This is a genomic window from Streptomyces guryensis, from assembly GCF_021261325.1.
Classification (GTDB): domain Bacteria; phylum Actinomycetota; class Actinomycetes; order Streptomycetales; family Streptomycetaceae; genus Streptomyces; species Streptomyces guryensis.
Window position 1 is genome coordinate 153,697 of the sequence record NZ_JAJSBI010000007.1, and the last position, 22,219, is coordinate 175,915.

General features: G+C 64.5%; 17 protein-coding genes and 1 pseudogene. 7 read left to right on the plus strand and 11 right to left on the minus strand.

What is annotated here, in order from left to right:
* Positions 1-260 precede the first annotated feature (260 nt).
* Genes dndE through dndB form a run of 4 tightly spaced genes read right to left on the minus strand, consistent with a single transcriptional unit; the run spans position 261 to position 5,238 of the window.
* Positions 261-638: a DNA sulfur modification protein DndE gene (gene dndE / locus LJ657_RS16465; RefSeq protein ID WP_232649358.1), complete on the minus strand. Its 378-nt coding sequence runs from the start codon at positions 636-638 to the stop codon at positions 261-263.
* Positions 628-2,619 carry a DNA sulfur modification protein DndD gene (gene dndD, locus LJ657_RS16470; RefSeq protein ID WP_232649359.1) on the minus strand — a complete coding sequence of 664 codons (1,992 nt, stop codon included), beginning with the start codon at positions 2,617-2,619 and terminating at the stop codon, positions 628-630. Before dndD ends, dndE begins: the two co-directional genes overlap by 11 nt.
* Entirely contained in the window at positions 2,606-4,111 is a 1,506-nt protein-coding gene (gene dndC, locus LJ657_RS16475; RefSeq protein WP_232649360.1) for a DNA phosphorothioation system sulfurtransferase DndC, read from the minus strand. The genes dndD and dndC overlap by 14 nt, the downstream gene beginning before the upstream one ends.
* A complete protein-coding gene (dndB, locus tag LJ657_RS16480; protein ID WP_232649361.1) occupies positions 4,108-5,238 on the minus strand; it encodes a DNA sulfur modification protein DndB in 1,131 nt (376 codons plus the stop codon). The genes dndC and dndB overlap by 4 nt, the downstream gene beginning before the upstream one ends.
* 68 nt (positions 5,239-5,306) lie before the next feature.
* Between dndB and dndA the strand changes: the two genes are divergently transcribed.
* Positions 5,307-6,443 carry a cysteine desulfurase DndA gene (gene dndA, locus LJ657_RS16485; protein ID WP_232649362.1) on the plus strand — a complete coding sequence of 379 codons (1,137 nt, stop codon included), beginning with the start codon at positions 5,307-5,309 and terminating at the stop codon, positions 6,441-6,443.
* Here the strand turns inward: dndA and LJ657_RS16490 are convergent.
* A complete protein-coding gene (locus LJ657_RS16490; protein ID WP_232649363.1) occupies positions 6,424-7,932 on the minus strand; it encodes a DNA phosphorothioation-associated putative methyltransferase in 1,509 nt (502 codons plus the stop codon). The genes dndA and LJ657_RS16490 overlap by 20 nt on opposite strands.
* Positions 7,933-8,418: 486 nt before the next feature.
* On the opposite strand from LJ657_RS16490, the pseudogene LJ657_RS16495 reads away from it, so the two are divergent.
* Positions 8,419-8,589: pseudogene (locus LJ657_RS16495) on the plus strand (IS701 family transposase); the annotation flags it as partial.
* A gap of 122 nt (positions 8,590-8,711) precedes the next feature.
* Here the strand turns inward: LJ657_RS16495 and LJ657_RS16500 are convergent.
* A complete protein-coding gene (locus LJ657_RS16500; protein WP_232649364.1) occupies positions 8,712-9,845 on the minus strand; it encodes an IS630 family transposase in 1,134 nt (377 codons plus the stop codon).
* A gap of 287 nt (positions 9,846-10,132) precedes the next feature.
* On the opposite strand from LJ657_RS16500, the gene LJ657_RS16505 reads away from it, so the two are divergent.
* Positions 10,133-11,851, plus strand: a complete 1,719-nt coding sequence (locus tag LJ657_RS16505; RefSeq protein ID WP_232649365.1) for a ParB N-terminal domain-containing protein — start codon at positions 10,133-10,135, stop codon at positions 11,849-11,851.
* Positions 11,852-12,033: 182 nt separating this feature from the next.
* Here the strand turns inward: LJ657_RS16505 and LJ657_RS16510 are convergent, their stop codons facing one another.
* A complete protein-coding gene (locus LJ657_RS16510) occupies positions 12,034-12,315 on the minus strand; it encodes a hypothetical protein (protein WP_232649366.1) in 282 nt (93 codons plus the stop codon).
* On the opposite strand from LJ657_RS16510, the gene LJ657_RS48940 reads away from it, so the two are divergent.
* Both LJ657_RS48940 and LJ657_RS16515 read left to right on the plus strand, forming a co-directional pair.
* Positions 12,253-12,813: an HNH endonuclease signature motif containing protein gene (locus tag LJ657_RS48940; protein WP_372487929.1), complete on the plus strand. Its 561-nt coding sequence runs from the start codon at positions 12,253-12,255 to the stop codon at positions 12,811-12,813. The genes LJ657_RS16510 and LJ657_RS48940 overlap by 63 nt on opposite strands.
* Positions 12,814-13,265: 452 nt before the next feature.
* Positions 13,266-14,675 carry an IS701 family transposase gene (locus LJ657_RS16515; RefSeq protein ID WP_232649367.1) on the plus strand — a complete coding sequence of 470 codons (1,410 nt, stop codon included), beginning with the start codon at positions 13,266-13,268 and terminating at the stop codon, positions 14,673-14,675.
* Between the two features lie 15 nt (positions 14,676-14,690).
* Here LJ657_RS16515 and LJ657_RS16520 read toward each other — a convergent pair whose 3' ends face one another.
* Positions 14,691-15,023 (minus strand): hypothetical protein, encoded by a 333-nt coding sequence (locus LJ657_RS16520; RefSeq protein WP_232649368.1) that lies wholly within the window; start codon positions 15,021-15,023, stop codon positions 14,691-14,693.
* Between the two features lie 373 nt (positions 15,024-15,396).
* Between LJ657_RS16520 and LJ657_RS16525 the strand changes: the two genes are divergently transcribed.
* On the plus strand, positions 15,397-16,779 hold the full coding sequence (locus LJ657_RS16525) for a competence protein CoiA family protein (protein WP_232649369.1): 1,383 nt from the start codon (positions 15,397-15,399) through the stop codon (positions 16,777-16,779).
* 32 nt (positions 16,780-16,811) lie between these two features.
* On the opposite strand, the gene LJ657_RS16530 is transcribed toward LJ657_RS16525, so the two are convergent.
* The 3 genes from LJ657_RS16530 to LJ657_RS16540 all read right to left on the minus strand — a co-directional run bounded on the left by LJ657_RS16530 (position 16,812) and on the right by LJ657_RS16540 (position 19,101).
* Positions 16,812-17,093 (minus strand): hypothetical protein, encoded by a 282-nt coding sequence (locus LJ657_RS16530; protein ID WP_232649370.1) that lies wholly within the window; start codon positions 17,091-17,093, stop codon positions 16,812-16,814.
* A gap of 150 nt (positions 17,094-17,243) precedes the next feature.
* A complete protein-coding gene (locus tag LJ657_RS16535; RefSeq protein WP_232649371.1) occupies positions 17,244-18,158 on the minus strand; it encodes a hypothetical protein in 915 nt (304 codons plus the stop codon).
* 451 nt (positions 18,159-18,609) lie between these two features.
* Entirely contained in the window at positions 18,610-19,101 is a 492-nt protein-coding gene (locus LJ657_RS16540; RefSeq protein ID WP_232649372.1) for a hypothetical protein, read from the minus strand.
* Positions 19,102-19,383: 282 nt separating this feature from the next.
* Here LJ657_RS16540 and haaT point away from each other — a divergent pair, with 282 nt between their 5' ends.
* Positions 19,384-22,164, plus strand: coding sequence for a cyclophane-containing RiPP biosynthesis TPR protein HaaT (gene haaT / locus LJ657_RS16545; RefSeq protein WP_308117044.1), 2,781 nt, complete (start codon positions 19,384-19,386; stop codon positions 22,162-22,164).
* Positions 22,165-22,219: the final 55 nt, after the last annotated feature.

Consider the following 22,219-nt stretch of genomic DNA (forward strand, 5'->3'; position numbering starts at 1 on the left):
CGCGACGGCGTCCCCGCAACTTGCGCCTGCGGCCCTTTGTGAAAAATTAGCGTAGGGCATGCCACTGACACACGCGGGTCCATGCCAGAGGGTTCTTTGCCGCGCAGCGTTCGAAGAAGTTACAGAGCAGCTCGGCGAGTGTGCCCGGTCAAAGCTGCGTCGGCTGCGCGAGCTTCGTCCTAAAAACAGTTGGCCCAGGGCACGAGGCGGTGGCGCCGCCTCGTGCCCTGGGCCAATTCGTGTGCTTCGCGGGCGGTGGCCTACTCGCAGGCCGAGCCGACGAGCTCGCGGATGGTGCGGATCTCCTGATTGCCAGCGAGATAGCCGATACCGCGATGCAGGTGGATCGTCAGCGTTCGGCTCAGGGACTCTTCCGTCAGCGGTTCGCCGTCGACCGCGCAGCGCTGCCGCAGTAGTGCGAGGTAGATGTCCCCGTACGTTCCCGCGAAGGTTTTCCAGGACATCTCGACGTTCGAGTCCGTGACGATCTCCTTGACCAAGGGGGCAGAGGGCTCACGCAAGGACATGGCCAGCGCCCAGCGGCAGAGGGCGTTCCAGTTCTTGATCCCGGTGGTGCGCTTGAGCCAGACCAGCTGGTCACGCGCTGGCTGGGACAGGCGGATGGTCTCAAGCGACATGCGCTGCTCCGGAGGTCCACCAGTAGCCCGGCTGCACGGATGTGGTGAACGTGGTGTCGTCGTGAACGAGGGTGTAGGTGTGAGCGAGCGAGGACTTGAGGCGGCCTAGAAGCCGCTCGTCGATCTCCTCATCAGTGGACAGCAGCAGGACCTGGTGGCTGGCATGCGGGAAGTAGCGGTCCACCAGGTGCTCGCGATGCCGGCTGTCCAGTCGCCCAAGGGGGGTGTCAATGACGCTGGGAAGCCAGTTTCCAGCGACACGGGCGAGACCCCACACGAGGGAAACTGCCAGTAGTTGGCGCTCGCCGGCGCTGAGGCGTCCAGGGTCGAGAGGCTCGCCATCGGTATCGATCAGGGTCAGCCGGTAACGGTCCGTGTCAATGCGCAGGTCGCTGACAAGACCGCGTTTACGCATCAGCTTAGAGAAACTGTCCAGGACCGCGACTTCGAGCCTGTTGATGTGCCGATTCAGCAGAGCGGCACCAAATTTGTCGAGGACGGCGCGCTGTCGGTCGCAGTAGGCGATGACGCGTGCCACTTCCTCGGCCTTGACCAAGGTCTTGACCCGCGCTTCGTGGGCTCGTTGCAGCTCGGCAGTCAGCGCCTCGCGACGGCCCTTGCTGGTGCTGTGCGCTGTGAGAGCACTGTCCAGGTCTGCCTCCAGCTGGTGAACCCGACGCAATGCCTGTTCCCGCTCAGCAATCCGGCTGGCGATTTGCTTCTCATCCGGGACACCAGCCAGCTGCCGGTCCAGCGCCTCGGCCGTAGCTGCCTGCTCTGCGGCTTGAGCGCGCAACTCCCTTCCACGTCGAAGCTCATGAGCCAAGACCTGGTCGATGCCTGCTAGTTGGGCGTACCCGTCAGGCGTGAGCTCGAGAATGCGCTCGGCACTTCCGGCGAGCTCGCGCTCGTGGCGGTCCCGCTCCAAGTGGGCGCGGAATACCTGCAGATCATCGGTGGACAGGAGCCCATTCAGCCGGTCAAGGATGTCGCCGTCGCGGTCAGCGAGGACGCCAAGAATCTGGGCCGATTCATCGGCCTGTTGTTCGGCGATCGCCTGCTTGTGGGCAGCATTGAGCTGGTCGCCCACGAGCAACAGCGGCAGGGGGCCAGCGGCGAGGTCAACCAGGGCTGCTTCGGTGGCCGCGAGGGCCTTGGCAACGTCCTTACGGCGGTTCTCCAGTTCACGGCGGCGCTCGTAGAGCTCTCCGCCGTCCTGCTGGAAGGAATACTCGGCGTTGTCCAGGACCACCTTGGCCGCGTCAAGGCGGGACCGCAGCTTGGCGACCCTTGCGTTGGTGGCGTCGACCTCCTCTTGGATGGTGTCGTGCCGGGCTTCCAGGGCGCGGATATGGGCGACCGTCTCCTGTTCCTCGCCGGTGAGTTTCTGGCGGCGCTGCAGCGCAAGCAGATCGGTGCGCAATTGCTGGACGGTGTTCACGCCAAGCAGGGAGTGCACAGCGGACTCAATGACAGCAGAGGCGCGGTCCGGGTCGGCGAGGGATTCAATCTTCTCCCCGTCGAAGAAGAAGAGGGAACCAATCTCCAGGGGAAGCAGGTCCTCCACGTGGTCGGCCCAGCTTTCGCTGATGGCCTTGCTGAAGTTGCCGTCGACGAGCACATTGACGTACTCGTGCAAAGTCTTGCCGCTGGTGGCCCACTTGCGGCACACCTTGTAGACGCGCTCCTCGCCTTCGACCGTGATGGCGAACTCAAGCTCGATCTCGGCGCCGGTGGCGGGGTCGGCCTGGCGGTTGATGCACTCTCGCAAGTAGGTCTCGTACGGGCGGTTGCCGCGCCCGCTGCAGCGGGCGCGGGGTCCGTACAGCACCAACTGCAGGGCATCCAACAGGGTGGTCTTGCCACAGCCGTTCATGCCGCCGATCAGTACGATCGGTCGGCCGGGGGTCGTGGTGAGGTCGAGAGACTGCTCGCCCCGGTAGGCCCCAAAGTCGTGCAGGGTGATGTTACGCAGGAGCATCGGCGGAGTCTTCGTCCTCGATCAGGGGCAGGCGGTCAGCGATCTCTTCGTTCAGCTGCTTTTTTTTGAGCGCATAGGCATGCGCGTCGGCCTTGTCCTCGAAGAAACCACGCTTGACCGTCTTCTCCAGGGCTTCGAACAGACCCGAGCGGCGCGTCATGGTGCGGAACTTGCGCTCCACCTCGAGCAGTTCGCGGGCGGTGGTGAACAGCAGGTCGTCGCCATCACATACCTCGCGCAGCAGGTCGATCTCGCCGGCGCCCAGGGCAAGGTGCTCGTCCAGCGGGCGGCCAGGGAAGTCCTCGCCGGTCTCTTCCTTGTAGATGCGCGGCAGGGAGTCCTCGACTTCGTGCTTCTCGAAGACCCACAGGCGGCGAATCTCGTGAAGTTCCTCCGTCGTGATCAGCTCAATCCCGCGGACGTACTCGGGGGCGTCTGCGCGTACGCGAGACTGGGCTTCGAGGAGCTGCCGCAGCCAGTCCTCACGAGCCTTCTGGGTGTAGGGGCCATGGACGATGCGCTCGCCGAACAGTTGGATACTGCCGTTCATCTTGCGGAAGTCTCGGAGCTGGTGCTCCTCTTCACCGCTGACATCCAGCTTGTCGCGCAACTTCAGGAGCGGTGCCATCCACACCATCTCCTCGCCACTATTGACCATGGCAGCCATGGACTTGTCCTGGTCCACGAGCGTGCAGGTCCAGCATCCGAAGCGGCTGTCGCCGCAGGAAGGCGTTGAGTCGTCCACTACCAGTGGGCACTCTTGGTCCTCTGTGGCGCTCTGGTACATGGTCAGCAGATCCTTGTTGGGGTGCCCCCAAGGGTTCTGCTGCTGCATGAGGAAGGTCCATACCTCGTCGTTGGACCAGTCCTCGATCGGGCTGTAGACGAGCGAGTTGGGCAGGTTGCCGTTGGGAGACAAGCGCTCCTGTACCCGGCGCTTCTCGTGCTTGGCCATGGCCCGGGCCCGGGCCTGGCTCTCCTGCTTGCGGATGCCGAGCACCAGGATGGCCTCGCCGTGCCTACGGACCACCTTACGGATGAAGGTGTTTGACGGCCGGATCTTCATGCGCTCGGTGCACCAGCGGAACTTCGGGCGCGGTGCTGGGTAGCCACGCCCGATCAGGTTCACCCAGAAAGTGTCCTGGACCTTAGGGGTGAGGCGGTTCGGCTCGATCGGCAGCTGCTGATCGATCGCCGCCTGTCGCATGGTCTCCAGGGACTGGCTCACCCACGAGGCGACAACCGGGTTCTCCACCAAGGTGTCTGTGCTGATGACGTAGACGGTCTTCGTGCGCTGTTCGGCCGGCAGTTCCTGGAGAGCCAGCCACACCAGTTGCAGAGTGGCAGTGGAGTCTTTGCCCCCGCTGTAGCCAATCACCCAGGGCACTTCGTCCGCGATATAGAGCTCGCGGATCTCCTCCTTGAGGTCGGCGGTCACCTGCGCGAGACTGCTGCCCTCGAAGGGCGCAGCTCGTCGGGTCGCGGTAGTCATGACTCTCCTCGCTGATAAGCATCTTCGGCGCGTTGCTCTTCAGGGCTGAGCCTGAGCTTCAGCATGCGGCGAAGGTAGGTCACGGTCAAAGTGACCTGGGCGTGGCTCTTGGAGACCCGGCCGCCGATGATTGCGCGGCCTTCCCAGTCGGTATTGGTACGGGCCCAGTCGACTGCGGCTAGCTTCTTCAGGCGCGGTTGCCACACGGTGGCGTCGACGGATTCTCGCAACAAGCTGTTGCCGACACGCCCCAGGGCATGCAGGGCGATGCCGTGGCTGTGGATGTAGTTCTGACGCACGTCGGGGGCGGTCATGCCGCGATCGCGGACCATCGCCCACTCGGGGATGAGCGTGTCAACGTATTCCCAGAACGCCTGGGCCAGTACGGCTGCCTCGTCACGTTTCAACTCCAGCCCCTGGAGCAGAGACTGATTGCCCGAGTGCAGGGCGCTGAGCGTGAACAGCTTGCGCGAACGCGCGGACAGCGTGCTGCTCTCCATCTCGACGTGTTGCTTGAACACCGGGGACTTCAGGGCCAGTAGCCGAGTCAGGCTGGCAAGGTCGTCACGCTGGTCGTAGAGCACGCCGATCGAGCGCGATGGGCGCACGGCGTGCCGGTTCAGGTCGGCGAACATCTGCTGGGAACGTCCCAGACCCGCGTCGTGGAAGAAAACGACGGCGATCGTCTCGTCTCCCAGGTCGGGGTTCTCTTTGAGTGCGAGCTCGATGGCAGCGCGACGGTGCTGCCCATCGTTGATCAAGAAGCGCGCCGCCATCGGCACGCGGATCTGTCCGGCGCGCATCCCAGCGCCCTCGCTCGCAATGCCCTCAAAGGTGATCTCGCCATCGATCGAGGCGGTGAGCGCACTGAAAACGTAATCATCTGGATTGTCCAGAATGTACCGAGTCAGCGCTGGCAGCCTACCCTTGTTGAGGACGCGCTGTGCGCGGACCTCCGGGGCGATCTCGTCGTCGTCGAAGACGAAAATTTTGGGGATCAACCGGAGTGGACACATCGAAACGAAGAACTCTCGTCCCGCCTGAACTCCCCTGATGGCAGGAAAAATGTACTCGAAGCCGACGAACGTCGCCTCCCCTGCCGCATGAGCTCCTCGTTGATCGATCACGGCGGTATCGTACCTGGTACGTGATCTCAGTGACGTACTGTACGGGATTCTTGTAGAAGAGAGTAATGATGTCGGTAACGTACCTTGATGCTGCCGCGACCACTCGCGTCGACCCACGTGTCGCCGATGTCGTGCTCCACTGGATGACCGAAGACTTTGGCAACGCCGGCAGTCGCACTCACGAGTACGGTGCGCGCGCCAAGAAGGCGGTACAGCAGGCGCGTACGCAGATCGCTGCGCAACTCGGCGCGTCGGCCGAAGAGTTGATCTTCACAAGCGGGGCGACCGAGAGCAACAACATCGCGTTGCTCGGGATCGCGCCGCACGGCGAGCAGACCGGGCGCCGGCACATCATCACCTCGGCGATCGAGCATAAGGCGGTCCTCGAACCGCTCGAGCACTTGCAAAGCCGCGGTTTCGAGGTCGACTTTCTCAAGCCCGACGAGCACGGCAGGATCAGCATCGAAGCTGTCCGGGAGCGCCTGCGCCCGGACACCCTGCTGGTGTCGCTCATGCACGTCAACAACGAGACGGGTGTCGTCCAGCCCGTCAGCGAACTCGGCCAACTCCTCCGCGAGACGTCCACGTACTTCCACGTCGACGCCGCCCAAGGTTTCGCCAAGCTCCCGGAAGACCTCACCGCGCCGATCGATCTGATCAGCATCAGCGGCCACAAGATCGGCGCTCCGAAGGGCATCGGGGCGCTGTTGGTCCGTCGACGCGGTTGGGACCGGCTCCCTCTACAGCCTCTGATGTTCGGCGGTGGCCAGGAGCGCAAGCTCCGCCCGGGTACGCTGCCCGTCCCGCTGATCATGGGACTGGCAAAGGCGGAGGAGATCTTCCGCAAGGAGCACCAGCAGTGGCTGGCCGGAGCGCAGAAGTTCCGCGAGCAGGTCCTCGCCGGGCTCGCTGGCACTCGTTACCACGTGAACGGCGACCCCAAACACTCCGTGCCGCATATCCTCAACCTCTCTTTCGAGGGCGTGGACGCCGAAGCCCTGATCATCGGCCTCAAGGGCGTAGCGGCCGTGGCCACCGGCTCGGCATGCACGAGCGCCTCCTACACTCCGAGTCACGTGCTGACAGCCATGGGACTGCCTGATGAGATCGTGTCCAATGGGCTGCGCCTGTCCTGGCTCCCTTCCCAGGTCGATGGGTTCGAGGTCAGCGACCTGGCCGCTGCGGTCAACCAGCTCCAGCCGTAGGGGGCTTCGGCTCTGCATCCTCTCCCGGGCCCTGCGGCTGCGGGATCCCTGTGGGGCTCGCAGGGCGGCGCACCAGCCGGTGCCCGCGCAGGGCGCGCGAGCAGCGCTCCAGCTCGGCTTCCCAGCCCTGCTCGGTTCCGATCAAGTGGGGCTGGTCGTACAGTCCGGCTCGGACTTCGGCCTCCGTCAGCCGCCGGTACTTGGGCACGTCCGGGTCATCCGGTGCCAGGAACTCATGCTTGCGGTGCAGCAGTGGCCGGTTGGCCGAGTTGTCGTAGGACAGGTGGGTCGTGTCCAGGCTGCGCATCTCGATCGAGTAGGAGGAGTGCAGTTTGGGGTGCGGGTCGGTGTCGAAGTCGGGGTAATGGAGCCAGCTGACGGCTCGTCCCTGGTGCTTGAGCTTCGCCACCGACCACTGCGGCGGGCGGCCGGCGGCAATGGCGGCGCAGTGCTCGTACAGCCTGAGCACGGTAGGTAGCCTCTCGATGGCGCGGCGGTGCACGTATAGCGCGGTCGGCGTGAGCTTGCCGGCTTCCGAGGCTCGCATCGCGCCGCGTACGTACGTGTCGTCGCGCAGCTTGAGCAGGAGCCGGTCGGCGCGTTTGCATGCCTCCAGGTAGGAGGAGAAGCAGGACCGAATGTCGAGCTGGATGGGCAGCGGCAGGCTGCCGAACGGGCCGCGTCCGTTGAATAGCTCCACTGCAAGGAACAGCAACGTGTTCAGCGTGGTGCGCTTGCCGCCCGCAGCCATCTTCTCCGGATCGGCGGAGCGTCGGACCAGGCGCTGGAGTTCGGCACCCTGGAGGTGATTCAACAGTTCTGACAGGGGAACCGACATCTCCTCCAGCCGTGGCAGTCGGCCCCGCCGCTCGGTGAAGTCGACCACCGCGGCGATAGCGGAGGTGGTGTCCTCGGAGGCCAGCCACTCGGCATCGGGCACGATCCGGCGGGCGAGGAAGGCGATGCGGGCAGGATCGCGCCGGAACGCGTAGACGACTCCGGGCGCTGCGGACACGCAGTGGACGCCGGTGGTCTCCTGTACGAAGTCGCGCAACTCGCTCGCGCCAAACAGGTGCTGGAAGGTTCCACGTTCGGTCAGGACCCCATCGGCAAGCTGATTGCCGTTCACCTTGTTCCGTTCCCACACCAGGCGGCCGGAGACCACCAGGACCCCGCGAGTCAGGGTCCAGGCGCGCAGCAGAGTTTCGCGCCGTTCGGCCGGGTTCTCGATGACGTTCAACACGTAGGTGAGCAGCACCACGTCCGAAGGCTTCTGCTCGCCGTCCGGGAAGAAGTGTGGATCCCAGCCAGTAACATCGAGCTGCATGTGAAGCAGACTGCGCACGTCGTCTCCACGGCCGCAGCCATAGTCCAGGACGCTGACCCCGGGCCCGATCTGCTGGTCGATGACGGCCTGCCGGGCAGGCACTGAGAGAGCTGAGCGAGTGATCGCCGTCAGGCGCCGATCGCTGTTCCATACCTCGCGCATCTCACCTCGCCAAACATGGATTCCGGCTACTTTCAGAGAATATTCCCCAGCAACGCGAGAAGGTCTGGCTGTCGGTCCTTCTGACCATCCCCGCCGCGGTGGAGCGGATCCTGGCTGCGATCCAGCGGCTCATAGGTGGCCAGGAGGCGTGCGCTTGACCGGCTCGAGGTCGGGAGCGAGGGCGTGACCCGATCGGTCCGCCAGAAACGAATCTCGGCGGGCCCGTAGATCAGGCTCCTGGTCCGCTGGGCCCAGAATCACTGGCCCGACCACCGCCGCTCACGCCGTTGGCTGGCGGACTTGCTGAACGTCAGTCCACACCCCCGACTGGGGGGCTCACCATCGTCTCCGGACACACGCCACCGCCCTCGGCCCCATCCACTGCCGACAGCATCCGCTCAACAAGGACGGTCAGCCGCAGCAGCGCATCCACGCTGATTATCGCCCTGGCCGCTGAAAGAGCGCCAGCTTCGGGCGCATCATGAGTGGTTGACTGAGCACGACTACCGCGAGATGAAACAGGCCCTGGGTCTGGCCCACTTCGAGGGCCGCACCTGGAACGGCTGGCACCACCACGTCACCCTCGTCTCCGCCGCCCATGCCTTCTGCACACTCCAGCGACTGGCCCGGACCCCAAAAGAAACGGCACCGGCCTGACCCTCTACCAGGTCGTCCGCGAGATGCAGTTCCTCCTCGCCGTCTGGACCGGCGCCTGCCCCACCTGTCACCGCGACATACCCACGGCGATACCAACCTGACCAAGCCCTACTAGTGCCGCATCAGGCAACGTTCGCCCTGTTCACGACCTCGCGGAGGTGTTCGTCGGCGGCGTGCTTGTTCCGCCAGATGATGTAGCGGCGGATCATGCTGCCCTGCTCTTTGTGGCTGGCGTGGTCGGTGCCGTCCAGTGCGAAGTAGCGCAGGGCGGTGAACTGGGCTTCGATGCGGTTCAGCCAGGAGCTGTTGGTCGGTGTGTAGGCGAACTCGATGTTGTTGGCCGCTGCCCAGTCGCCGACTCGGGTGTCCTTCCTCGTGGTCAGGTGCGGGGAGAAGTTGTCGAGCACGATCGCGATACGGATCTTCGGCGGGTAGAGGCTTCGCAGGTAGCGGCAGAACTCCAGGAACCTCGTCCGGTTCTTCTTCGGCTTGATGTGTCCGTAGAGCTTGTCCTTGGCCAGGTCGTAGGCAGCGAACAGGTGCCGGACGCCGTGCGGGCGGGTGTAGGTCGCCCGGCGGCGGGGCCGGGGCCCGCGGCCGGGATCCTTGTGCCGGCCACTGCGTTCGGCCCATTGCCGGCCGGGGTGGGGCTGGAGGTTGAGCGGCCCGAACTCGTCCAGACACAAGACGACTTCGGGCTCGCCGTCCTCGGGTATGACCTCGCCGTCGGCGATCGCATAGAGATGCTCGATGCGGGCCTTCTTGGCGGCGTAGTCGGGGTCGCGGGAGGTCTTCCAGGTCTTTATGCGTTGAAAGGAGACGCCTTCCTCGCGGAGCAGAATGCGCAGGCCCTCGTGGCTGATGTCGTCGACCACCCCCTCGGCGACCAGGAAGTCGGCCAGTTTGGCCAGGCTCCAGGTCGAGAACGGCAGGCCGTGCTCGGCCGGCTTCGACTTGGCGATCTTCTTGATCTCCCGGCGTTCCGGGAGGCTGAAGGTTCTCGGCCTGCCGCCCTTGTATTTCGGGTAGAGCGAGTCGAAGCCGTCGATGTTGAAGTTGTGGAGCACGTCCCGGACCCGGTCCGGGCTGGTGAACGTCACCTCGGCGATCTTCGCTACGGACATGCCCTGCGCGGATAACAGCACCATCTGGGCCCGCCGCCAGGTCACCACCGAACCAGTGCCTCTGCGGATGATCCGCAGCAACCGCCTGCCCTCGTCGTCCGCAATCTCCCGGACCCTCACGCGTTCAGCCACCTGATCATTCTGGCCGTCAGGTGCCACCCGCCACAGCAACCCGACGACACATCACCACGGGGCAAACGTTGCCTGATGCGGCACTAGAGACGGAGGCCAGGGCGGGGGCGGCTTGATCCACTGCTGGTCGTCAGGTCGTCACCAAGTCGCATACCCCTGTTCGGGGGTGAAACCCGCGGGTCGGTCCTTCGAGCGGTTCGCATAACCTCAATTGCCACGGCAGCGCCCTGAGTTGGGTATGGTGTGGCAACTGCCCAGCTACCAGGGTCACCAGCCTGCGAGGATGCATGAGTGAGATCGTCAAAGAATATGATGCTTTTCTCGTCCATCAGACTCCAGAGAGTAAGCCTCTAGTTCTTTTTTCAGCCTCCGCGATAGAAATTGAACAGTGGGCAGGTGTTCCAGAGCGCCGGAAGCTGGCAAATGAGGAGACGGCAGGTTTTCAGCGGCAACAGGATCCCCGGCGTATCGCAGAACTGATGAAATTTTTCGCCGATAGCAATAACGTGGTTCAAAACCCGCTACTCGGCGCCCTTCAGGACAATCAGAGAGTTCAATTCTCTCTGACCTCACCCGGTTCGCCGTTCGGTCGGCTCAGCATTACTTACGAGGACTACTCATCGTTGTCGATGATGACGATGCTAAAGCGGATCGTGGCGCATCTTGAATCACGCGTAAGCAGTCTTGGGGATGACGTAGTAGACGAGGCGCGCGTCGCTTCCGTCATGCGTTTGGAGAGGCTGGAAGCAGAATCAGCAGATAGCGACGATGATGATCGCGACGTCGATGATTCAGACTCAGACATCGACGATAGTCTAAGCTCGGATGAGGCGACTATAGATGATGCTGAAGCCACAGCGTCTGTCATGCTCGCAGAGGAAACGCACCTGGTTGATTTCTATACTGAGCTGCGCGCCCGCATCCGTGTACTAGAGCAGCGAGGCACCGAGGACGCTGAGGAAATTCAGGGCTTCACGAAGTCGGCACTTCTCGCCTACTTGAAGCCTGTCGTTCTTGTTGATGGGCAGCACAGGCTAAGAGGAGCTGTCGAGTCTGCCCGTCAAAGCATTAAGAACAATGACGGGAAAGCGAAGATCCTCGATGCGGTGAAAGGTGGATCTTCGCCTGAACTAGCCGCAGAACAACTGATCGAAAGTCAATCTCGCCGGCTTCCGGTTTCGTTGCTGATGGATGATAGTCCGAGCGAGCATGTATTTCAATTTGTGGTCGTTAACCAAAAGGCGACCCCGATGGGTAAGGCGCTACTTGGGACCATTGTTTCGACAAGCCTAAGCCGAACCGAGCTATCTGCAGTTGCAGATCGTCTTCGCCGTGCAGGGATCAAGCTGGAGGATTCTCAATCCGTAGCATATTTGACCCGCTCAGAGGACAGTCCGTTTCGGGGTCTCGTGCAGACAGGAATGGCTGGCGATCGCCCCGATCTCCTGCAGTGGACTGTGCTGCGTGGTCTTGTTTCGATTTTTCGCGAGCTGCGGGGTGGACGCCCCTTTAATCAGAAAATCGACTATGCGCGCGCCTGGAAAATGGAGTATTTCCCACAGTGCGGCCTTGTGAGTCCAGGAACAGATGAGGAGAGGTTTGAGGAGTGGTCGCGCCCCGATGGCCCCTGGCGGGATATCTTCGTTAGGTTCTTCTCGCGTGTGCGAGACCATTTTGGTGACCCTATCGAAGTTGACACTTACAATGGTTGGGGAAGCACGGCTGTAAGTAACCTATTCAATAAAGTCTCACTCACTATCCTTGCTGCCGACTACTTCGACTTTCTCTACACGCAGTCGGAGTCGCTAGCAGATCTGGATGACTTCGAGCGAACCATCAATGACTGGCTTAAGGGTGGTCGGGTAAGCTCCTCCTATTTCAATCGAGATTGGAGGCTTGAGAATGTTAAGAAAGATCAATTGGCTGTAAAAAGGCTTTGGGCTCAAAACTGGCAGGAGTATCGGAAAGTACCTGCAAGCGGACTTCCCAAGAAATTCAAGCCGTAGCCCCCACCATGGACACTCACGGGATCAGTAAATTCTATAAGGTACTCGCGGATACGCTACCCACTCGATGGACGGAAAGCGGACTCCGAGAGGTGGCGGGCCTCAGCGCCCCTTCGGGAATTCTGGGCAAAAATGAGTGGCTTCTGAAAGCCGACTATGCCATCACAGTCGGCCGTTGGTTCCTAGAGGGCTTGGTCGACCTGGCCAGGCATGTGGAATCTGGAAGTAATATTGGTCACGTTTATGTAGAGATTTTCGCCCAGCTGCGAATGCTCGCTCAGCATGCACCCCAAGATGAAGTTGAACTGGCGGCTACTCAACTTGCAGATTTTGCGTGGCGTGAGATAGAAGCTCGCAGAGCGGTAGGACGTGAGCGGATAAGCGCGGCCTTGAAGCAAGCGGTGTGGTTTAACAGTGCCCCAGATCAAAGATGTTATCTGTGCGGGTACCAGTTCACGCAGCATGCACGAGACCTATTCCTTCGTCGAACGCGACAGGAGTTGACGCCGCTGACTTTGGTTGACTTTACTCGCCCTAGAGGGCTGAATGCGAGGCATCTTCGCATTGAGCTGGACCATAAAATCCCTGTCGCGGAGGGTGGGGCGACGGATGAGGATAACCTCTACCTAGCTTGCGGATGGTGCAACCTGACCAAGAGTAAACTGTGGAGTGTTTACGACGCTAAGGCGTGGGCAGCAGGGATTGTAAAGCATCCAGATCCTAAGATTGGCGCGGTCACACTCCCGCAACCCCTTTGGATTTTGCGAGTGATTGCGGCCCGCGGGCGTTGTGAAGCGGCAGCGACATGCCCAGCGCGTCTGAACAACAGTGAACTTTTTGTAGCACCGTTTAGCGCCGGGGGAGCGCTAACGCCAACTAATCTGATGGTTGTTTGCGGTCAGCACGACCCTTGGGCTTCCAGTCGATTCATCGCGCCTTCGTTCTTGCCAAAAAGAAAGTAGCCGATAGCTTGGCCGGTTCGCGGGATAGCTCCGGTACGGGTGGGCAGGCCGCGCGGCTGGCCGGCTGGCTTCCAGCGCCAACAAATATGCCGCGCAAGACACTCCACCACGTTCGCCAGGTTCGCCAGCCATCGTCCTTCATCCTTCACCTGGAGATGACGAAGAGTCGAATCGCATTGGGCTGAAAGATCCAGGACGGGACCGGGAGTCGCCGGTCATGCGGCGCGCCTTAACGAGCTGCCGTTTCTTCCTGAAGTAATTCGGGTGGGGAATCTGCCTGCCTGGCACCTGCACTGATGGCGCGCAGATGTCCGCACTCGTCCCCCGTCGCACGCAGCCGACGTCATGTAGTTACCGGTAGTTCGTTAAACCCGGCGGTAGCGTGGGTTGACGGTTGGGTGGTCCGGTCGTAGAGCGGTGGTAGGTGTCAACTGCCGTGCTGGGGGCTGAAGATGACTGCCCGCCGTTCGTGTCCACCCGCGCCGGGTCCGTTGGAGGAGTACGCGGGCCGGTTCGACAGCCTCTTCGTCAGCCTCGCCCAGCGGCGGGGGTTCCGCGAGTACCTCACAGGGCTGCTCGCGCCGCGGGACCGGAACAAGACGATCACATGTCTGGCCGGAGCGGAGCCGGTCGTCGGTGCGCGAACGGCGGCAGCGCAGCGATTGCAGTACTTTCTGTCCGAGTCCGTCTGGGATTCCGAACAGGTCAACGACCGACGGCTTGAGTTGCTGCGCGGCCAGACTGCGACCGCTCCGCACGACGGCGGGGTGATCGTGATCGACGACTCCGGGGACCGCAAGGACGGCACGGCCACCGCACACGTGGGCCGGCAGTGGCTGGGCCGGTACGGCAAGACCGACAACGGCATCGTCACGGTGACCACAGTGTGGACCGACGGCCGCGTGTACTACCCACTGCACGCGCAGCCCTACACCCCCGCCCACCACTTCGCCCGCGGCCGGTCCGACCCGGCCTTCCGCACCAAACCGCAGCTGGCCGCCGCTCTTGCGGCCCGGGCGAAGGAGACTGGCTTCGGCTGCCGGGCGGTGGTCGCCGACTGCGCCTACTCCGTCAGCGACGACTGGTACTTCACACTGCGCGACGCCGGACTGGCCTACGTGGTGGCCCTCAAACCCCGCAGCACCACCTGGGCCCCGGCCGACCAGCCGCACACCCCGATCGACGCCGCCAGCACCCTGGCCTGGCGGGACGCCGACCGCCCCGGCGAGTGGACACCCGTTGAGCGCCACTTCCGCGACGGGCACCGCGAGACCTGGTGGGCCGCCGATGCCCGCCTGGGCGGCTACGGCCCCGATTCCCCTTATCGCTTGGTCGTGGCCACCACCGACCCGGGCACCCTGCCGGAGAAGGCAACCTGGTACCTGGCCACCAACCTGCCCCACCCCGACGCCCCCCACACTGCCACCAGCCCGCACGTGCCGGCCGGCCTCGCCGAGATCGTCCGCCTCTACGGGCTGCGGCCATGGATCGAGCAGAGCTACAAACAGATCAAGGACGAACTCGGCTGGGCCGACTTCCAGGTCCGCTCCGATACCGCCATCCGCCGCCACCAGACCCTGGTCAACTGCGCGTTCACCTTCTGCTGGAGCCAGTGGTTCGCCCCACCCGGGGCGCTGGACGCCACCGCACCGGACCCCTGCCCCGACAATCGGCCAGAGAGGGGGCACCGTCACACCCCACCAGTCCCAAATGCCCTGCTGGCCCAGGGCATTACGAGCCGTCCGCTCCTGGCTCACCCCGGCCATCACCCTGCGCAACTGGTGGCGAGCATGGACCGACCAGGACCCACCGCACGAACTCCAAGCCCTCCTCGACGCGGTCACCGCCGGCAGACCCCTTGATCTCTACCGCCGGGTTTAACGAACTACCGGTAGCTCCTCTGCCTCCCTGGCCCCGATCAGCTTCAGATCCTTGTGAGCCCGGGTGACGAGGTTGCGTTCGAACGTCTGGAGAGCGGCGACGTGGTTCCCCTTGATGGCGCCGTCCAGTTCATCCCGGAGCTGAGCGGCCCTGCCGCCTTCGTCGGCGAGAAGCCGGATTTTGTCGATGATGTCCGCCGCTACCGCGATCCAGATTGAGATCAGCGCGGCGCGGTAAGCACCGGCGCCGTATGCGGCCACCGCCTCCTCTGCGTAGCGGCGCGAGGTCAGCGACCGTACCTGGTTCTTGATGTCCTCCAACGCACGCATGCCCACCCCTTTGTGAAGACCAACAGCCAAGCAGGGTAGAGACATTTCTCGGGCAGCGTGCGGTCAACCTTGCTTCCGAACCCCGTCCCGGTCGACGCCGGTACGGCGTCAAGGGCTGCCCCGCGCACGTTCAGCCATGGCACGCCACACTGGGCTGCCGGGCAGGGGGAAGGACTTCGGGTTGGGGGGCTGCTTCGGGCTTCCCACGCCGCCTGGCCCCACTTCGGTGTCACCCCTCAGGGCAGGGCCGTTGCCTCGGCTCTCCGCGGTCGCCTGCAGTGAGCGGAGGAATAGGGACTGTCAGTGCCGCCTGGTATCTGCTGTCGTATCAGGTAGGCCGCGATATACGCCGGATCGGCACGAGAAGCGATTCATGCCCTTCACCGCACTACACCCCGATGCCGGACGACTCGACGCCACGCAGCTCGATCTTGGGCGCGCGATGGACTGGACCCAGATCCACAAGTCCCGTCCTCGCGCCCCGCTCACCTGCCCGGAATGCTCCTGGGGCGTCCATGCCAAGGTCTCCCGACACGGAGTGCGATTCTTCTGCCATGACCCGGGACGGCCGCCATCATGCGAGCTGTCGAACGAGTCGTGGGTACACCACATGCTCAAGCTGGAGTTGGCAGGCGCGATCCGTGCGGCCGGGTGGTATGCCGAGTTGGAGGTCCCGGCCAACGACGGCTCATGGCGGGCGGATGTCATGGCGTCCTCGCCGGACGGCACGCAGCGCATGGCCTGGGAGGCGCTGCTGTCCCCGATAACGGTGGAGGACATCCGGGCCCGAACCGGCCGCTATCGGGCCGAGAAGATCGCGGTGTGCTGGGTCAGCCCGCATAAGAAGCCGCCGCAGTGGATGGGCGCGGTGCCGGGCGTACGGGTGCGGGCCCCAGAGACTGAGGGTGTATGGGTGGTGGACGACGGGGTCGCAGGGTTCGACTACGCCGCCGGCGGTTGGACGTTCCGAGAGGAGGAGCTGCAGACATTCGCCCGGTGGGTATTGCACGGGCAGCTTTCACCCTGCCGAAGTCTGCCTCGCTATCGACGAGTTACCCGTGTGGTCGACGATAGGCGCTGGGTGTACCTGCGGGACTTGTGGTGGACTTCCCGGCAGTCAGCACGCTCCCAGACCGAACATGAGGAGATGCGCCAGCGCCAGGAGAACGCGAAGCAAGCGCGCGAAGCCCGCAAGAAGCAGCAGGAGGCGGAGGCCGAGCGACGCCGCAAAGAGCTGGAGGAAGCGGATCGGATCCGCCGCGCCGAAGAGGCCGCACTCCGACGGAAGGAACAGGAGGGGCAGGACCGCGTTCTCCTGGAGCAGATGCGCGAGCGGTGGGTTGAGAGGGAAGCACTCCGCGCCCGCGAACAGGCCGAGCAGGAGGAGAAGGAGCGGCAGGCCCTGGAAACAGCGAGGGCATGGTGGGGCCGGCTGTCTCGCCAGCAGACCGAGGAGTTGTTCGCAGCCGTCGCCGAACTGGCCTGGCGGGAGGAACAGTTGCGAGTGGAGATCCCAGAGAACCCGAGTATGGCGGCGCACTTCGCCTACGGCGTGCCGGTGTACTCCCGTGGGCGCTACCACGCGCTTTACGGCATAGTGCGCCCGTGTCCCAACCTCGTGCCGCTCTCACCGCAGCTGTCCTACCACCGAGCTTTCGTCCGCAACGCCCAGGAGGTGCAGGAGTTCGGTGAGACGTTGGCCGGCCGCATCACACACCTTGGCCTACCTGATCACGAGCAGCTGACCATGTACTGAGGTTGAGGTCGGGACTGCTGCATGATCGGGAGTCAGCCGGCGTTCTCCTCGTTGTCCAGGTGCCGCATCGCATATTGGAGCTCGTCCGGATGCCGCGCCAGTCGCGCCATCACCCAGGCTGTGCGGGTGTCCATGCCCGGCCCGAACTTGGCCTTCAGGCGGTGGGCCTGCCATGTCGTTCGAGGCGTGAGCACCCAGCGCCAGAGCTGGAGCCGTATGTGGCCGGTGCGGGCGGCCGTCCCTCCTGTTGGTCTGGGCGCATTGTGCGGAGGCGGGCCGGTTTCGGCCCGTGCGTTCGTTGTCTCGTCGGACACGTCGTGAGTGTTGCGGCGTGGTCGACTCCTACGGAGCCGACCAGCCTTGTGATCACTGGAAAGGGCGACAAAAGCCGCTTCTGTTGACGCCCGATGCGGCTGCATCGGCGCCGACTATTCGGCGTCGTCCGACCGCCGCGCAGGTGCCCCTCAACTGCGCATGATGGCCGCCTTGGAACTGACAACAGGGAGTGGACTGTCGTTCGTGACCGACGGGAGCCTCTTCATGGTGCGGCCTTCGAGCCATGCATTGAAGACTTCAACCAGCAGACAGAATTGCTGGTGTGGTGAGGGGCGGTTTGCGGCCTTCACCGCTGCCATGGCATGAATGCGTTCACGCAGGTGATAGATCGGATCGTTGGCCGTCAGGCCCGTGCCGTCCACGATCCGATGGAAGAATTCATCGGCAATCGCCGGATAGGTAGGATCGGCGCGAGCAATATGCCACCACGCGCAGCCCAGGGTTGGTAGGCCGATGGCACCCTTGAATCGGCGATACGTGGATCGCGAGACAGACACGCAGTCCCGGATCATGGGATTGGCGTTGATGAAGTCGACCAGCTCGTACCCGGACGGGCCGGGCACCCCGTCCCGTCTGCCACCCTGTTTGCGGCACTTTTTCTCGTTTTCCAGTCGATGGACCCAGCGGGCGACGGTTTCAAGTTTCAGCGCATTCTGCTCGCCGTTGAGGGCCAACGTCTCGTGCACCTTCCGCGCACGACCGGTGTCTGTGTACTGCTGTGCCTCGAAATCGATCCCTACCGCAACGCCGACCACGAATGACTGTCCGGAGTCGACGATGGCGCCGAGCCGGTGCTGCCCGTCGATGGTTAGCGCCCAGGCGTAGTCCGGGTGGTGACCGAACTTCAAGGTATCGCCTGTTGTGACAAAGCGATGGTCCTGCATCGCCTTGGCATGGAGGGCGCGAGCGTGCGGCACCATCTTGCGATTGTGCAGGTTCCGTTCGTTGAGAAGGATTTCCGCCATGCGAGGCGTCGCCGTGACGAAGGCGATGTCCGGAGTGCGGCTGTCCAGACGAATTTCTCCCCCTCCGTGCCGGGGCAAGGCCAACAACGTAGGGCGCCTCATCTGAGGGGCTGACTCCGGCGTAAGCCTTCCTGCGGTAACCGTGCTCATAATCTTGTCTGATCTTCCTGCCGGATGGTTTTCGCCTGCTCGTACGGAGGCTTAACGGGCCCCCTCGGTCGGCGGATCCGGCCGCCGACCTTGCGGGTGAACCATCGCCGTCCGGCGGCACCCAACCGAGGCCGGTTGACCAGGTTCTTTCCTTTTCGGGAGTCCATATAGCGCAGCAGCGGTCATCCGATCGTTTGTCATCACATCCGGTGATCAAAACGGCTGCTGCTTGTCACCGCCCGGAGACCACACGCTCCACAGACAGCGGCGCAGGAGATGGGGACTTGCCCGAGGCCCAGGTGTACTGCTCGGCGCGATCCACTCGATGGCTGAGATTCCGACACCCGGTGAGAGCCACGAGTTCCGACTGCGTGGCGCCTTACACGCGGGCGGGTACTCCCGCGAGCCCGTCGTCCCCTTCGTCGTTGTCGCCGCGCTTCTTGCGTTCCCGCGCGTCGTCGAGGCTGTCGATCGTCACGCGCAGCGACTCGGTAAGCGTTTGGGCGGTCTCGGCTCCGGCTGATGCGCCCGGTAGTCCCTCGATGCGCAGTCCAGTGGCTGTCTGTGCAGCGGAGTAACCGAGTTCCTGGAGAACGCCGGCGAGCGCGTGGTGGAGGTAAGCGCGCGCCGTTCGGTGAAGTACTCCGGCTCGCCCATCGGCAAGGCCCTCGATCTGTTCGCGAGCAGCGGCGCTCCGGGCGGTGGTCGAGACGAACCATTCGATCGACGCGGCCCTGGTGCCCGCTGACGAGACGAGGATGCCCACGGCCTTGTCGCGGTCGTCGGTATCGGAGACCGGAAGCCCTATACCGGCGAGGAGCGCTTCCAGCTCCGTCGAGATTTGGTTGCCGTCGTGACGGTGCGAGCCCATGAGGTGACCGTAGTGGCCTGGTCCGGGCCAGTTTTGGGGGCGAGTGAAGTTCACCCCATGGGGGTGGTGAGGGGCTGGAGGTGGACAATGCTGTAGTCGGGTCGTGCTGGGCCTCCTGCCGGTCTACCGGTGTAGTGCCGCTCCTTGGCCTGAGGCGTCCTTGACCGCTCAGCGTGCGCCTGATGCGCTTGGACGGTTGGGTATCGATTTCGGGGGTCCCTTGGTGTCCAGGCTGGTTCCACCTGCGCTCTCACGGTTCGCCGGCAGTGGCACGGTGACCGTATGAGGCTCCGTCGAGGCGTGGCGATTGCCGCGGTCGCTGGCGGCGGCGCGGTGACCACGATGCTCGTGGGCTTGGTCACGAACGCGGTGTCGGCGCAGTCGCGTTGGCCCTCCTGGCTGGGTTGGTTACAGGAGCACCCCTGGTTGTCGTTCGTCGTGTTGGGGGCGGTCACGGCCGGGCTGACGGCGTTGCTCGCTGCCCTGGACGATCGCCGGGCACCGGGGCAGAGCCCGGAGCCGACGGGGCGTGCAGACGATGCGTCGGGTCCGCCTGGCGCTGCGCTGGTCCTGCGCTCGCTGCCGCGCGACACGACGGCGTTCACCAACCGCACCGCCGAGCTGGAGTCGCTGGTCCGCTCGGTCCATGCGGCGCAGGAGGCAGGTGAGGTGCTGCCAGTCCATGTGATCGACGGAATGCCTGGAGTCGGGAAGACGACCTTCGCCGTGCACGCAGGGCATGTGCTCGCCGAGCGGTTCCCCGATGGGCAGCTCTTCGTGAACCTGAACGGGCACACCACGGGCCGTAGCCCAGTGCAGGCCACCGAGGCTCTCGCCTCGCTCCTCGCGGCCGCCGGTGTGCCGACGCAGCAGATACCCGTCGGCGACGACGTGGGGGCGATCACGGAGGCGCGGGCCGCGATGTGGCGCAGTCGGCTCTCGGGCAAGAAGGCGCTGCTCATCCTCGACAATGCCGCCAGCTACCGGCAGTTGGAGCCGCTGCTCCCCGGCGGGAGTGACTGTCTCGTGCTGGTGACCAGTCGCAAGCGTCTGGCCGCGCACGAGGAGGTGGTGCTCCCCGTGCAGGCGCTGCCACCGGATCACGCGGTCGACCTGTTCGTACGGCTCAGCGGGCGGCCGGCGGACGCGCTCGACCGGGACGTGCTCGAGGAGTTGGCTCGGCTGTGCGGGTACCTGCCGCTCGGGGTGTCGCTGCTCGCGGCACGGCTGCGGCACCACCCGTCCTGGAGCGCCGAGGACCTGCGCGAGCGGCTGGTGGCAGCCCGCCACCAGTTGGGAGAGCTGCGCGCTGGTGACCGCGCGATCGCCGCGACGTTCGATCTCTCCTATCGGGACCTCGCTCCCGAGCAGCAGCGCTTCTTCCGGGGGCTCGGCTTCTATCCGGGCACAGAACTCGACGTGTACATCGGAGCAGCCCTGGGTGAGGTCTCGGTGGCGGTGGCCCGTGAGCAGCTCGACGCGCTCTACGACGCCCACCTGATCGACGAACACCCCGGCAGCCGCTACCGGCTTCACGACCTCTTACGCGACTACGCCCGCGGTCTCGCTGACGAAGGGGACAGCATGGACCACGTACAGGCCGTTCAGCGTGTTTGCACCCACTACCTCGCTGCTCTCGCTGTCGCGAACGAGCACATCGTCCGCAGCGGTGCGGGCGTCCCGCCTCCGCCGGACGACGCGGCGCAGGTGGAAACCCCGGTCATGGAGTCGCGCACCGACGCGCTGAGCTGGCTGGAGACCGAGCGGCCCAACGTCCTGGCCTGTATCCGGCAGGCGAACGGGCTTGCGCTGTACGACCTGGTGATCCGGCTGGCCGCGGCCATGGCCCCCTTCCTCCGGCAAGCCGGCCCCTGGGACCAGGCCGTCGGGCTGCATCGGACCGCTGCCGAGGCCGCCCGGCAGACCGGCGACCAGCGGGCGCTGGCCGGCGCGCTGGCCGAACTTGGTGTCGTACGGCGCTTCATGTCCGCCTACCCCGAGGCGGCCGAGGCCCTGAACGAGGCGGTGGCGCAGTACGACGCGGTCGGCGACCGGCGCGGTAAGGCAGACGCACTCAACCAGGCCGGGATCGTCTGGTACCTGACCGCGGACAACGACGCGTCCGCCCGCGCCCAGACCGAGGCCCTCGCCCTCTACCGCGAGGTCGGTCACCGGCTCGGACAGGCCAACGCCCTCGCTGACCTCGGCATGGTGCGCCGCCAGACCAGCGACTTCGACGCGGCCGTGGGGGCCCAGTCTGAGGCCCTGTCGATCTACCGCGAGCTCGGCGATCGGTACGGGGAGGGCAACTCCCTGCGGGATCTGGGCGTCGTGCACTGCCTCATGGGTGAGTACGAGCGGGCCATGCAGCGCCACCGTGAAGCGTTCGATCTCTACTCCGAGCTCGACGACCGGGTCCACCAGGCGTACGCCCTCAACGAGTTGGGCGTGGTGCGTCGGCTCAGGGGCGATCTCGACGGCGCCCGCGAAGCCCACACGCAGGCTTTGGAGTACTTCGTCGAGCTCGGCGAGCGGTTCGGGCGCGCGAACAGCATCCGCCATCTCGGGGTGCTGGATCGTCTGTCCGGGGACGCGACAACCGCGATCCGGGTGCTGGAGGAAGCCTTGCAGGTGTATCGCGATCTCGGCATCCGTGGAGGCGAGGCCGCCGCCCTCGGCGAACTGGGGGCCGCTCGCTCGGTCCTCGGCGAATGGGACGGTGCTGCTGAAGCGTTCGGGCGGAGCCTGGAGATCCTGCGTGAGCTCGACGACCGCAGCGGCGAGGCGGAGGTGCTCAATCACTGGGGAGAGCTGCTGCGTACGTCCGGCGAGGCGGCCGCCGGGCGCGAGCGCTTCGAGCAGGCGCTGGGGCTGGCCCGGGCCATCCGTTGTCCGTTGGAGGAGGCGCGGGCCCTGGAGGGTGTCGGGCGGTGCGTCTGGATGACCGACGGCTCCGACAATGCCGTCGAGACGCTGCGCCAATCCATCCTTGTATACCGGCGGTTGGGCCTGGATGCGACGGCCGACGGTATCGAGCGGCTTCTCGTGACACAGGCCGGGTGAACCCTCTCGTCTGCTTCCGGAGATCGGATCATGTGGCCAGAATCCGTATGCCGTC